Source organism: Arthrobacter sp. zg-Y238 (assembly GCF_024385525.1).
Classification (GTDB): Bacteria; Actinomycetota; Actinomycetes; order Actinomycetales; family Micrococcaceae; genus Arthrobacter_B; species Arthrobacter_B jinronghuae.
This window is the reverse complement of record NZ_JANFLU010000004.1, coordinates 46,086-59,221: the sequence shown is the minus strand read 5'-3', so window position 1 is coordinate 59,221 and position 13,136 is coordinate 46,086. Positions and strand designations below refer to the sequence as shown.

9 protein-coding genes are annotated in these 13,136 nt (G+C 66.6%); 2 read left to right on the top strand and 7 right to left on the bottom strand.

Features of this window, described 5'->3' with window-relative positions; all coding sequences use genetic code 11:
- The first annotated feature begins 20 nt into the window (after positions 1-20).
- Complete coding sequence (locus NNX38_RS03930) at positions 21-1,430, top strand: TrkH family potassium uptake protein (RefSeq protein ID WP_370646361.1); 1,410 nt, start codon at positions 21-23, stop codon at positions 1,428-1,430.
- A gap of 22 nt (positions 1,431-1,452) precedes the next feature.
- Complete coding sequence (locus NNX38_RS03925) at positions 1,453-2,091, top strand: TrkA family potassium uptake protein (RefSeq protein ID WP_255797004.1); 639 nt, start codon at positions 1,453-1,455, stop codon at positions 2,089-2,091.
- A 712-nt stretch (positions 2,092-2,803) separates the two neighbouring features.
- Here NNX38_RS03925 and proC read toward each other — a convergent pair.
- The 7 genes from proC to NNX38_RS03890 form a co-directional block, all read right to left on the bottom strand.
- Complete coding sequence (gene proC, locus NNX38_RS03920) at positions 2,804-3,649, bottom strand: pyrroline-5-carboxylate reductase (RefSeq protein WP_255796848.1); 846 nt, start codon at positions 3,647-3,649, stop codon at positions 2,804-2,806.
- A 57-nt stretch (positions 3,650-3,706) separates the two neighbouring features.
- Positions 3,707-4,543, bottom strand: a complete 837-nt coding sequence (locus tag NNX38_RS03915; RefSeq protein WP_255796847.1) for a sugar phosphate isomerase/epimerase — start codon at positions 4,541-4,543, stop codon at positions 3,707-3,709.
- A 1-nt stretch (position 4,544) separates the two neighbouring features.
- Positions 4,545-5,567, bottom strand: coding sequence for a Ppx/GppA phosphatase family protein (locus NNX38_RS03910; protein ID WP_255796846.1), 1,023 nt, complete (start codon positions 5,565-5,567; stop codon positions 4,545-4,547).
- Between the two features lie 25 nt (positions 5,568-5,592).
- The gene (topA, locus tag NNX38_RS03905; RefSeq protein WP_255796845.1) at positions 5,593-8,328 is read right to left on the bottom strand and encodes a type I DNA topoisomerase; all 2,736 of its coding nucleotides are present in this window, start codon (positions 8,326-8,328) and stop codon (positions 5,593-5,595) included.
- Between the two features lie 168 nt (positions 8,329-8,496).
- Positions 8,497-10,116, bottom strand: a complete 1,620-nt coding sequence (locus tag NNX38_RS03900) for a methyltransferase (RefSeq protein ID WP_255796844.1) — start codon at positions 10,114-10,116, stop codon at positions 8,497-8,499.
- A 133-nt stretch (positions 10,117-10,249) separates the two neighbouring features.
- Entirely contained in the window at positions 10,250-12,028 is a 1,779-nt protein-coding gene (locus NNX38_RS03895; RefSeq protein ID WP_255796843.1) for an FAD-dependent oxidoreductase, read from the bottom strand.
- A 158-nt stretch (positions 12,029-12,186) separates the two neighbouring features.
- On the bottom strand, positions 12,187-13,080 hold the full coding sequence (locus NNX38_RS03890) for a rhodanese-related sulfurtransferase (protein WP_255796842.1): 894 nt from the start codon (positions 13,078-13,080) through the stop codon (positions 12,187-12,189).
- Positions 13,081-13,136: the final 56 nt, after the last annotated feature.

Below are 13,136 nucleotides of genomic sequence, written 5' to 3'. Positions count from 1 at the left end.
GCGGAAAAGATCTGACCACCATGGCAATCCCACGGCAATCACTGCTGGAGAAAGATCAGCGCAGCGGTGCCGCCATTGTTGCCGGGGTCCGCGGGTTCGTGGGCGGAATGGTCACCGGCCGGCCGGCCCGGCTGGCGCTGATCGTCTTCAGCCTGGTCATCCTGCTGTTCACCGCCCTGCTGAGCCTGCCTGCTGCTTCCAGCAGCGGCGAATCCGCACCGCTGCACGATGCTTTCTTTACCGCTGTCTCGGCGGTCTGCGTCACCGGCCTGACCGTGGTCTCCACCGCCACCTACTGGTCCACCTTCGGGCAGGTGCTGATCCTGATCGCGATCCAGGTGGGTGGCCTGGGCATCCTGACCCTGGCCTCCCTGCTGGCCCTGGCCGTGAACAAGCGGCTCGGCGTCCGCGGCAAGCTCATGGCGCAGGAAGGCATGAACACGGGCCGGCTCGGCGAAGTGGGCCACCTGCTGCGCATTGTCTTCAGCACCGCCGTCGTAATTGAGCTGGCCCTCGCCCTGATCATGGCACCGCGCTTCATGATCCTGGGCGAGTCCCCCGGCCAGGCCATCTGGCATGCGGTCTTCTATTCCATCTCCGCGTTCAACAACGCCGGTTTCACGCCGCACTCCGACGGCCTGGTGCCGTATGAAGAGGACCTGTGGATCCTCATTCCGCTGATGCTCGGTGTGTTTATCGGCTCGCTCGGCTTTCCCGTCATCATGGTCCTGCTGCAGACCCGGGCCCGGGTCAGCAAATGGAACCTGCACACCAAGCTGACAATACTGGTGTCCTCCATCCTGCTGGTGGCCGGTGCCGTGATCTGGGGTGCGTTCGAGTGGTTCAACTCCCGCACCATCGGGGACCTGTCCCTGGGCGACAAGATCATCCACTCGATCTTCGCCTCGGTGATGACCCGCTCCGGCGGCTTCAATCTGGTCTCCATGACGGATCTGGACTCCAGCACCCTGCTCGTCACTGACATGCTGATGTTCGCGGGCGGCGGTTCCGCCTCCACGGCCGGCGGCATCAAGGTCACCACCATCGCCGTCCTGTTCCTGGCCGTGGTGGCCGAGGCCCGCGGCGACACCGATGTCCGCGCCTTCGGCCGCACCATCCCCCAGGGCGCCATGCGGGTGGCCATCTCGGTGACCATCCTGGGCGCCACACTGGTGGCGGTGGCCACGTCCGCGCTCCTGGTCATTACGGATGAGTCCCTGGAGCCGGTCGTGTTCGAGGTGATTTCCGCCTTCGCCACAGTGGGGCTGAGCACCGGACTCAGCGAGGCCCTGCCACCCTCGGGCAAGTACGTCCTGTCGATGCTGATGTTCGCCGGACGCGTCGGCACCATCACCCTTGCCGCGGCCCTCGCCGTGCGCCACCGCAACACCCTTTACCACTACCCCGAAGAAAGGCCGATCATTGGCTGACAGACCTCCCCACAATGCCCCGGTGCTGGTCATCGGACTTGGCCGCTTCGGTGCAGCCACCGCCGAGCAGCTGGTCCGGCAGGGCCGCGAAGTCCTGGCCGTGGAACGCGATCCGGCGCTGGTGCAGAAGGCCTCGGGCCTGCTGACGCACGTGGTCCAGGCCGACGCGACGAACATCGAGGCACTCAAGCAGCTGGGCGCCGAGGACTTCTCGGCCGCCGTCGTGGGCGTTGGAACCTCGATCGAGTCCAGCGTGCTCATCACCGTGAACCTGGTGGACCTGGGCATCGAGCACCTGTGGGTCAAGGCCATCACGCCTGCCCACGGCAAGATCCTCACGCGCATCGGCGCGAACCACGTGATCTATCCGGAGGCCGACGCCGGCCGGCGGGCCGCGCACCTGGTGGGCGGCCGGATGCTGGACTTCATCGAGTTCGACGACGGTTTCGCGATCGTGAAGATGTACCCGCCGAAGGAGACGCAGGGCTTCACCCTGGGCGAGTCCAATGTGCGGGCCAAGTACGGCGTCACTGTCGTGGGGGTGAAATCCCCGGGCGAGGACTTCACCTACGCGCAGCCGAACACCAAGGTCTCCAGCCGTGACACCCTGATCGTGTCCGGCCACGTGGATCTGCTCGAACGCTTCGCGGCGCGGCCGTAGGTTTTCGGCCTTCCGGGTCGCCTTCCGGGTCGCCTTCGGGTCGGCTTCGGGTCGGCTTCGGGTCAGCTTTCGTCACCTTCGGGTCGCCTTCAGGCGTGGCTCCGGCGGCAACGAAATTCCTCGCTCGCAGAGCTCGCTTGGAATATTAAAGCCGCCTCCGCCACGCCTTACGGCGGCGGCACGGCGCCTTCCCGCACCCTACGGCGACACGCCACCTCTCAGCGGCAGGCGCAGGTCCTGCACAGGGGCCAGACGGTGAGCTGCTTCGTGGTTTCCCGGGTGCGGACGGACGAATGCCCCGCAGGGATGTGCCTCGCGGGGCCAGAGTCGGTAATGCTCCCTGCGGTTTGTGCAAGTCCCTGCAGTTTGTGCACTTTCCTGCACGGCGCAGCGCAGGGATTGTCACAAACCGAAGGGATCCCGACAAACCGGAGGGATTCTGGCGCAGTGCTTGCCTCGCAGGGCACGGACCGGCCGAAGGGCCTCACGGAGGCGGCTCTACCGTCCGGCCGCAGGGCCTGGCGGAGGCGGCAGCGTTACCGTCCGGCCGCAGGGCCTGGCGGAGGCGGCAGCGTTACCGTCCGGCCGCAGGGCCTGGCGGAGGGGGCTTTAATATTCCGCGCGAGCTCTGCGAGCGTAGGAATTTCGTTGCCGCCGGAGCCAGGCCCGGAGGCCGGCCCAGCCAGCCGGCGAGCCAACGAACCGGGCAGGACTAAGAAGTCAGCTGCTTCGTGATCTCTTCGGCCCGGGCCGCTGCCGCACGGGCACCGGCCTCGATCACACCGGGCAGGTTCAGCTCGTCGAAGGTGCGGATGGCCGCTTCCGTGGTGCCGTTGGGGCTGGTGACGGCTCGGCGCAGGGACGGGGCATCGGCGTCGGGCTCGGCCAGCATGTACCCGGCACCGGCCACCGTTTCGCGGGCCAGCAGGGCCGAGAGGTCCGGGTCCAGGCCGAGTTCGACGCCGGCCCGGGCCATGGCCTCGGCCAGGTAGAACGCGTAGGCGGGGCCGGAACCGCTGACAGCGGAAACGGCGTCGACTTGTTCTTCGGGCACTTCCACCACGGTGCCGGTGGCGGACAGCACCCGGCGGGCCAGGTCCATCGCCTCCGGGCCGGCGGAACTGCCGGCGGAAATGGACGTAACGCCTCGGCCGAGGCGGGACGGGGTGTTGGGCATCGCACGGATGACGGACTGGCCGGCCGGCAGCAGCGACTCCATCAGGTGCAGCGGCACGGCGGCAGCCACGCTAAGGACCACGGCGCCGCGGGGCAGGTCCGCGGCGATTTCGCGCAGCAGATCAGCCACACCCACGGGTTTGACGCCGACGATGACCAGGTCAGCACCGGCGACGGCTTTCCGGTTCGCGTCCGGATCCTCGCCGCCCGCAAGGACAGTGACGCCGTGCGCCGTGCGAAGCTCTTCAGCCCGCTCGGTCCGCCGGACGGTGGCGGTAACCTGCTCGGCGGCAAGGCCTCCGGCGAGGATTCCGCCGAGGATGGCTTCGTTCATCGAGCCGCAGCCAAGGAATGTCAGTCGGGGATTCTGTGCGCTTTCCATGACTTCGATTCTGTCATGCCGCTTCTAAGGGGTTTGCGGACCGGCAAAGGCGGCCGGTCAGCTGGCGCTGTGCCCGGTCAGGACGGCTTTGGGCCGGAGGTGCTCCCGTGCGAATTCCAGGGTCTGCTTCAACTGTTCCTCGCGCTCCCCCGCGCCACGGGCCTTTCGGGTACTGACTTCCACGGCCACCACGCCGTCGAACCCGGCGCCGGCGAGGTAGGACAGCGCCTCGGCACACCGCTGCGTGCCGTCACCGGGCAGCAGATGCTCGTCCTTGCCGTTGGGAGTTCCATCCGTCAGGTGGACGTGCCGGAGCCGGTCCCCGAGCTTCCGGATCTGCTCAAAGGAGTCCATGCCGGCGATGGCAGCATGGGAAAAGTCCCAGGTGACGTTTTCATACGGCTCAGGAATCGGGTTCCAATGCGGCAGGTAGGCTTTTGCCTCACGCCCCCGCACCCGCCACGGATACATGTTCTCCACGGCGATGGTGACGCCGTATTGCTCGGCGATATCCTTCACGCCTTCGGCGAAGTTCTCCGCATAACCCGTCTGCCACCTAAACGGTGGGTGCGCCACGACGGTGGAAGCACCTACTTCCGCGGCCATCGCCGCAGACAGCTCGATCTTGGTCCAGGCCGCACCCCAGACCTGCTGCGTCAGGAGCAGGGTGGGGGCGTGGATGGCAAGGATCGGCTGCCGGTACTGCTCGCTCAGCTCCCTGAGGGACTCCGGGTCCTGGCTGACCTGGCTGTTGGTGACCATGATTTCCACACCGTCATAGCCCAGGTCATGAGCCACCGCGAAGGTGTCATGCACGGACAGCGGGTATACGGAAGCGCTGGACAGCGCCACCGGAATGGCGGCGCGTCCGGGCTGCGGCAGGGACGTCGGCATGTCAGGTTGGCTTTCCGTTGGAGGAAGGACCCACCCCGGCAGCCACGAGGAATTCCTCTCCTTCGGCGGGGCCGCGGGGCAGGTCACCGGTTGTTTCGAAGCGCAGGGTGTCGAACCGGCGCAGGATCAAGCCCTCGCGCAGCGCCCACGGACAGATCTTCAGGGACTGCACGTCGAAGGCTTCCATGGCGGCCTGCGCCACCAGAGCTCCGGCCAGCATCTGCGGGGCGCGCAGCGCGGACACACCGTCCAGACCGGCACGGTCCCGGGCACTCAGGGCGCCCAGCCGCTTGGTCCAGAGGGACAGGTCCTCCAGCGTGAGCACGCGGGGCACAAACGGTCCGGCGGCCGACGGCGCGGCGCCGGCAATGCGCGCCAGTGACCGGAAGGTCTTGGACGTTCCGGCAACGAGGTCCGGACGGCCGAAGGCGCTGAACTCCTCAGCCGCTTCCCCGACCAACCCGCGGATGTATTTGCGCAGCTTTTTGACGCTCTTGGGTGAGGGCGGATCCTCGGGAAGCCAGTCCCGAGTCAGCCGTCCGGCGCCGAGCGGCAGGGACCGGGCGATTTCCGGAAGTTCGTCCTGGCCCAGTGCCATCTCGAAGGAACCCCCGCCGATGTCCAGGTCCAGGATGGAACCGGCGCCCCAGCCGTACCAGCGGCGGACGGCGAGGAACGTCATCGCCGCTTCGTCTCCGCCGGAGAGTTCTTCCAGCCGCACCGGTGTCTCCCGCTGCACCCGGGCCAGGACCTCGGCACCGTTGGCCGATTCCCGGATGGCCGAGGTGGAGAAGGCCAGCAGGTCCTGCGCGCCGTGCCGGCGGGCGAAGTTCCAGGCCTCGTTGACGAACCCGATGAGTTCTTCCTGCCCGGCCTCGCTTATCGCGCCGTCGGCGTCCAGGTAGGACACCAGTTGCAGCGGACGCTTGTGCGAGGCGAAGGAGACTGGACGGGCACCGGGATGGGCGTCCACCAGCAGGAGGTGGACGGTATTGGACCCGATGTCGAGAACGCCTAGGCGCATGATTCCATTATCGCTCTACCGGTCCCTACTTCTTCGCTGTAGCTTTCCGCGGAGCCGCACGCTTCTTCACGGGCTTCTTCGCCGGGCCCTTCTCGCGCTTCTCCGCCAGCAGTTCAATGGCCTGCTCGCGGGTCAGCTCTTCGATGGCCGTGGAGCGGGGCACCGTGATGTTGGTGATGCCGTCGGTGATGTACGGCCCGAAGCGGCCGTCCTTGACCACAATCGGCTTTTCCGACACGGGATCAGCACCGAATTCCGCCAGCGGTGCCGCAGCCTGCCGGCCGCCGCGCTGCTTGGGCTGGGAATAGATCTCCAGCGCCTGCTCGAGCGTGATCGTGAAGATTTCCTCTTCGGAGCCGATCGAGCGCGAATCCGTGCCCTTCTTCAGGTACGGACCGAACCGGCCGTTCTGCACCGTGATCTCGTTGCCTTCGGCGTCTGTGCCCAGGACACGCGGCAGCTTCATCAGCTTCAGCGCCTCGTCCAAGGTCACCGTTTCCACGCTCATTGATTTGAAGAGCGAGCCGGTGCGGGGCTTGACCTTCACCGGCTTCTTCGGAGGCTTGGGCTTGCCGTTCTTGTAGTACTCCACCGGCTGGTTGGCCAGGTCCTCTTCGGTGGGTTCCGGGATCAGCTCGATCACGTACGGACCGTAGCGCCCGTTGCGGGCCACGATGGTCCGGCCCGTCTCCGGATCGGTGCCCAGCACGCGCTCTTCGGGAGCGGCGGTCTCCATCAGTTCCACGGCCTTTTCGGCGGTGAGTTCGTCAGGGGCCAGGTCCTCGGGAACGTTTGCCCGCTCGGGCTCGGTCCCTTCGGGGGCGTCTGCGGGCAGCGGACGCTCCAGGTAGGGGCCGAACTTGCCCACGCGCAGCACAATGCCGTCGGCAATCTCGATCGAGTTGATCGCCTTGGCGTCAATTTCGCCGAGGTCGTTCACGATGGTGTGCAGGCCGGTTTCCACACGGTCGCCGTAGTAGAACTGGTTCAGCCACTCCACGCGGCCGGCTTCGCCGCGGGAAATGCGGTCCAGGTCTTCTTCGAGTTCAGCGGTGAAGTCGTAATCCACGTAATCCGTGAAGTGTTCCTCCAGCAGGCGGACCACTGAGAACGCGATCCAGCTCGGCACGAGTGCCTGGCCGCGGCTGGTGACATAGCCGCGGTCCATGATCGTGGAGATGGTGGCGGCGTACGTGGAGGGGCGGCCGATGCCGAGTTCTTCGAGCATCTTCACCAGGGACGCTTCAGTGAACCGCGGCGGCGGGGAGGTCTCATGTCCGCCGGCAGCGATGTCTGCAGCAGTCAAGGTGTCCTGGGCCTTCAGCACCGGCAGGCGGGCGCCTTCGGTGCCCTCGGCCTCGTCGTCCTCGCGGACGGCGTCGCGGCCCTCTTCATAGGCAGCCATGAAGCCGCGGAAGGTGATGACCGTGCCGGAAGCCGAGAACTCGGCGTCGCGCCCGTCAGCGGACACCGCACCGAGGCGCACGGAAGCGGTGGAACCCTTGGCGTCGGCCATCTGGGAGGCGACGGTTCGCTTCCAGATCAGCTCGTAGAGCCGGAACTCGTCGCCGCGCAGCGAGGAGGCCACCTGTGCGGGGGTGCGGAAGGAGTCACCGGCGGGGCGGATGGCCTCGTGTGCTTCCTGGGCGTTCTTGGACTTGCCCTTGTAGACGCGCCGGGCTTCGGGCACGTACTCGGGGCCGTAAAGCTCCGAGGCCTGGCGGCGGGCGGCGTTGATGGCCTGGTCCGACAGCGCCGGGGAGTCCGTACGCATATAGGTGATGTAACCGTTTTCGTACAGCCGCTGGGCCACCTGCATGGTCACCCGCGAGGAGAAGCGCAGCTTGCGGCCGGCTTCCTGCTGCAGGGTGGAGGTGGTGAACGGCGCTGCCGGACGGCGGGTGTACGGCTTGGTATCCACGGAACGGACGGTGAATGCGGCCGATTCCAGGCCGGCGGCAAGCGAGACGGCAGCTGCTTCGTCCAGGTGCACGGCGGTCTTGGACTTCAGCTCACCGCGGTCGGTGAAATCCTTGCCGGTGGCGACGCGGGCGCCGTCGACGGAGACCAGGCGGGCCTTGAATTTCTCGGCGGCTTCCGTGGCGAAGGTTCCCACAAGGTCCCAGTACGACGCCGCGCGGAACGCCATGCGCTCCCGCTCGCGTTCGACCACGAGCCGGGTGGCGACGGACTGCACACGTCCGGCGGACAGGCCGCGGGCTACCTTGCGCCAGAGCACAGGGGAAATCTCGTAGCCGTAGAGGCGGTCAAGGATGCGGCGGGTTTCCTGGGCGTCCACCATGGCGACGTCGACGTCGCGCATTTCCAGCAGGGCACGCTGGATGGCTTCGCGGGTGATTTCCGGGAAGGTCAGCCGGTGAACGGGGACCTTGGGCTTGAGCACCTGCAGCAGGTGCCAGGCAATGGCTTCGCCTTCACGGTCACCGTCAGTTGCGAGATAGAGCTCGTCGGCGTCCTTCAATGCGGCCTTGAGCTCGGCCACCTTCTTCTTCTTGTCCGCAGACACCACGTAATACGGCTCGAAGTCATTGTCGAGGTCCACGGCAAACTTGCCGACGCCCGTCTTCTTCAGCTCCGCGGGCAGGTCGGAGGGCTGCGGAAGATCGCGGATATGACCCATCGACGCCGTCACCTCGAAGCCTTCGCCGAGGTACCCGGCGATGGTCTTGCCCTTGGCCGGAGACTCGACAATTACAAGCTTCTTCTTGCCGGTCTTCTTGTCCGTTGCCTTAACTGGCACTGTTCTCCTACGTAACGGGGTGGTTCAAATAAGTTTTGGGGCGCGTTGTTCCGGCGCTTTGGTGCATCGGCAGTCCGGTACATCCACAGACAGTATGCGCGATGCCCCAGCACTAGGGTAACCGGAAAGCACCGCAGGCACTGACCCGCACCGGGACAGGCGCGGGACCTACCAGCGGTCCGGAACGAGGAACCCGTCCAAGACCAGATTACGCACTTCCGCGATCAGGTTTTCGCCAAACTCCGGTTCAGGGCGATCCAGCAGGGCGGCCAGGGCTGAGACTATCTGTCCTACGGAGAGCTCGCCGTCACAGGCGGAAACGAACCCGGTGAGCTCCGTGCTCATGAGGTTGGTCCGCCGCAGTCCGGCGCCCTGACGGAGCAGAATCACACCCGGATGCTCGGCGCCGGGGCGCTGGTGGCGCTCCTCAGTAACGTCTTCCGCGACCAGAAGGTGCACGTTCTCCAGCTTGGTGCGGCTGGTGACCCAGTCGAACCGGCGTACGGCGGCATCGAGGTGCGGACCCACGGGCTGTTCAATGGGGTGGGTGATTTCCTCGAACCTGCGCAGCGGCTCGGCGCCGGGCTTCCGCCGTCGGCGCAGCCAAAGTGAGCCGAACCCCACAGTTCCAACATTCCGGGAAGCGAAGTCCTCCAGGTAACCGGCGTACGCCGCAGTGTATTCCTCGCGTTCACGGCCCTGCGCGGCGTCGCGGAGCCACATTTCGGCGTACTCCGTCGGGGTGAGGGTTTCGCGCTGGATGACCCAGGCGTCCGTCCCCTCCGGAAGCCATTCCTCGAGCCTGGCGGACCATTCCTCGTCCCGGCCAGCCGGGATCTCCCAGTTCCCCAGCATCTGGGCGGTGCCGCCGGGACGCAGGACCTCCTCGAGGCCGGCCACCAGGGCAGCGACGATGCCGTCACCGGCCAGGCCGCCGTCGCGGTAGGTGTACCTTTCATCGTTGTCGCCGCCGGTGCGCGGAGTGATGACGAACGGCGGGTTGGAGACCACCAGATCGAACTTTTCGCCGGCCACCGGCTCCAGCAGGCTGCCCAGCCGGAGGGTGAACCGCTCCTCGGGCTGGTCCGGATCGATGTCCAGCTGGGGGGCGTTGAGCATCAGGTTGAACCGGGTGAAGCCGAGGGCACGCTCGGAAACGTCGGTCGCCGTCACATGGTCCGCGTGCCGGAGCAGATGGAAGGTCTGGATCCCGCATCCGGTGCCCAGGTCCAAGGCGCGTCCCACAGGCGTGCGTACGGTGAGCTGGGCCAGGCTCAGGGAAGCCTGTCCGATGCCGAGGACGTGGTCGCGCCGCAGCACGCCGGGACGCTGGTGGCTGCCCAGGTCGCTGGCCACCCAGAGATCACCGTCCGGATTGCCGGCGGAACCGGTGCCGCCGTCATCGGTGCCGTAGGGGCGCAGGTCCACTGCTGCACGGAAGGTGCCGAAGATGCGTCCGCGTTCAATGAGCCCGAGTTCCAGGAGGCCTTCGGTGCCGGTGCGCGGCAGCGCGCTGTCCAGTGCGGCCCGCTCAGCCGTTTCCCCCAATAGCCAAAGCTGGATGGGAACCGCCACCCGACGGGGATCTGCGGCTTCCGCTTCCGCACGGCAGGCCAGCAGGGCGGGAACCAGCTGGTCCCGCTGCAGGGCCGCCGATGCTTCCTCGCCAAGGAACCCGGCCACACCGTTTACGGTGTATCCGGCTTCCTCCAGATCGGCGGCGAGCGCCTTGAGAAGCCAGGTGTCACGGCTACGGGGTGCGGAAGGAACGGAAGAGAAATCAATCACATCCCCCAGTCTAGGGCCGCGCTATCGGCGGTCCGTGCAAACGACGGACGGGCACTCCAACAAGTCGATGAAGTACCCGTCCGCTCTGCCCGGACGTTCGGTCACCGCCCGGAACGCCGTGCCGGAGAGCCCGCTAACCGGCCGTTCCCTGCACCGGGACGTCCGCTGCCGGTGCGGCTGCCGGCGCGGCTGCCGATGTGGCCGCCTTCACCCGACTGACAGCCGAGGGAGCGTGGGCAGCCGCGTGCCGGGCAGCGCGGTAACCGAAGACTACGGCCGGTGCGATGGTTGCCCCGGCCCCCGGATAGGTCCGGCCCATGACGGAGGCGGTGGTGTTTCCAGCGGCATACAGTCCGGGAATGACGCTGCCGTCCTCGCGGAGCACGCGCGCATCGCTGTCCGTCACCAGACCGCCCTTGGTGCCCAGGTCCCCGGGGTACAGGCGCACGGCGGAAAACGGTCCCTTCTCCAGCGGCCCCAGGTTCGGGTTCGGCTTCACCCGCGGATCGCTGTAGTAGTTGTCATAGACGGTGTCGCCGCGATGGAAATCTTCGTCGATGCCGGTCTGCGCGAAGCCGTTGAACCGTTCCACCGTGGCCTGCAGCGCCGCCGGCGGCACACCCATCTTCTCCGCCAGCCCCGCAACCGTGTCGTCCCGAAGCAGCAGCCCCTGCCGCGTCCAGTCCTTGCGCCCGATCAGCAGGGCGTTGAACAGGTAGCGGCGGGCGTGCCGGGCCTCGAACACCAGCCAGGCGGGGTCCCCCGGTACTTTCCTGTTGTTCTCGAGCATGTGGTGGCCGAAATCCACATAGGATTCGGACTCGTTCAGGAACCGTTTGCCCGCAGCGTCCACCACCAGGGAAAACGGCATGGACCGCTCCGCAAGCGTGAACGTCACCTTCCCCTTGGGTCCAACGGCGGTCGGTCCCCACCAGGCATCGTCCATGAGGGCCAGCGCACCGCCCCGAGCGGCCACAATGTCGATGGCCTGGCCGAGGTCGCCTTCCGGGGCCGAGGAGTACTCCTTCTCCAGGCCCTGGTACTTTTCCCGCCATTCGGCGTTCCGTGCAAAGCCGCCGGCGCCCAGAACCACGCCGTGCCTTGCCCGAATCCGGACGTCCCGTCCCTGCCGGCGGACGACGGCGCCCAGCACCGCGCCGTCGTCGTCCTGGATCAGGTCCGTCAGCGGCGCCGAGAGCCAGACCGGCGTCTGCTGGTTACGCACGATGTACATGAGCGAGGAGGACAGGGCTCCACCCAGACCATACAGCCGCTTGCCCCGGACCAGCCCGCCGAGGGTGCGGAAAACGAAGCGGGCGCCGCGGATGAACCCGCTCGGCGTGGACCAGGCCCGGGAGAGCTCCCAGACGTCGTCGGTGGCCAGGGGTGCGGGAATGCCCGACGCCGCGGCGCGCGAGTGCTTGAACCAGGGGCCCAGGAGCTTCGTGTCGAAGGGCTTCACCTCAAGGGAGCGGCCGACCATTCCGCCGGGCCGGTCCGGATAGTAGTCCGGGTAGTCCTTGGAACGCATCCACTGGACCCCGAGACCGCCCAGGAACGTCACGACTTCGGGCACGGAGCGCAGGAACGCGAACTTGCGTTCGCGCGAGGAGGCGGGGCCGACGTCGGCAATCACCTCTTCCATATAGGTGAGGGCGTTTTGCTGGCTGTCCTGCACCCCTGCCGCTTTCATCAGGGGGTTGTTGGGCATCCAGAGACCGCCGCCGGAAATGGAGGTGGTGCCGCCCCAGAGTTTGGTGCTCTCCACGACCAGGACGTCCAGTCCCTCATCCGCTGCCGTGATGGCCGCCGTCAGCGCGGCCGCACCCGACCCCACCACAAGGACGTCGACTATCCGGTCCCACTCATTTGTATTCTCTGCGGCGTCCGCCGCCGTGCCAACCGTTTCCATACTCCCCCGCCTTTGGGCTACGCCCGATCCCGGCGTGCCCGGCAGACGCCGGTTCCGGTCAGGCCTGTTCCGGGCGTCAGCGCCCGTGCCCGCGATGCTAACAACGCCGGGTGGGGAAGTATAGAGGCAGTTAGGGGCGGCCTAAGTATTGCCGGAGGTCACCCGTCGCAGCCGTCAGGGCAGCGGAGCGTGGCGGGGTCCGATGCGCAGTCCGCACAGTACAGGGTCAGCTTGCGGCAGGACGGGTTGGAGCAGTTCTCGAACTTGCTCGTGGGAGCCTGGCAGCGCACGCACTGGCCGATGGTCACGGTGTCGTCCGTGAACTCCGTGTGCATCCGCTTGTCAAAAACGTAGAGCGAACCTTCCCAGAGGCCCTTGTCGCCGTAGGTTTCCCCGTAGCGGACAATGCCGCCCTTCATCTGGTAGACCTCGGAGAACCCGCGGTTCACCATGAGGCTGGAGAGCACCTCGCAGCGGATGCCTCCGGTGCAGTAGGTGACCACCGGCTTGTCCTTGAGGTCGTCGTACTTGCCAGATTCCAGTTCGGCGATGAAGTCATGCGTGGTGGAAACATCGGGCACCACGGCGCCCTTGAACTTTCCGATCTGCGCTTCGAAGGCGTTGCGCCCGTCGAAGAAGACCACTTCCTCGCCGGCCTTTTCCTTCTCCTCCACCAGCTGGTGGAGTTCTTCGGGGCGCAGGTGCGTTCCGCCGCCGACCACGCCGTTCTCGTCCACCTTCAATTCGCCCGGTGCGCCGAAACTCACTATCTCGTTGCGCACCTTCACGCTCAGGCGCGGGAAATCCTCCGCCGAGCCCTCGGAGTACTTGATGTCCATCTTCTTGAAGGCGGGATATTCCCGGGTGGCCTTCACATAGGCCTTGACGGCGTCCAGCTCACCCCCGACGGTGCCGTTGATGCCGTCCTGCGAGATCAGGATGCGCCCGCGCAGGCCCAGCTTTTCGCAGAGTGCGCGCTGCCAGAGGCGGATTGCATCCGGGTCGGGAAGGGGAGTGAAAGCGTAATACAGTGCGATTCGGTTCAGTGCCACAAGATAAGGGTAGACCGAGGCAGGCATCCGCATTTCATCTCCGATGCATACCGTTC

Coding starts and splice junctions, on each gene's coding strand:
- NNX38_RS03930 (WP_370646361.1), top strand. CDS start 21: ATGGCAATCCCACGGCAATCACTGCTGGAGAAAGATCAGCGCAGCGGT.
- proC (WP_255796848.1), bottom strand. CDS start 3,649: ATGGAAAGCGCACAGAATCCCCGACTGACATTCCTTGGCTGCGGCTCG.
- NNX38_RS03915 (WP_255796847.1), bottom strand. CDS start 4,543: ATGCCGACGTCCCTGCCGCAGCCCGGACGCGCCGCCATTCCGGTGGCG.
- NNX38_RS03910 (WP_255796846.1), bottom strand. CDS start 5,567: ATGCGCCTAGGCGTTCTCGACATCGGGTCCAATACCGTCCACCTCCTG.
- NNX38_RS03895 (WP_255796843.1), bottom strand. CDS start 12,028: ATGGAAACGGTTGGCACGGCGGCGGACGCCGCAGAGAATACAAATGAG.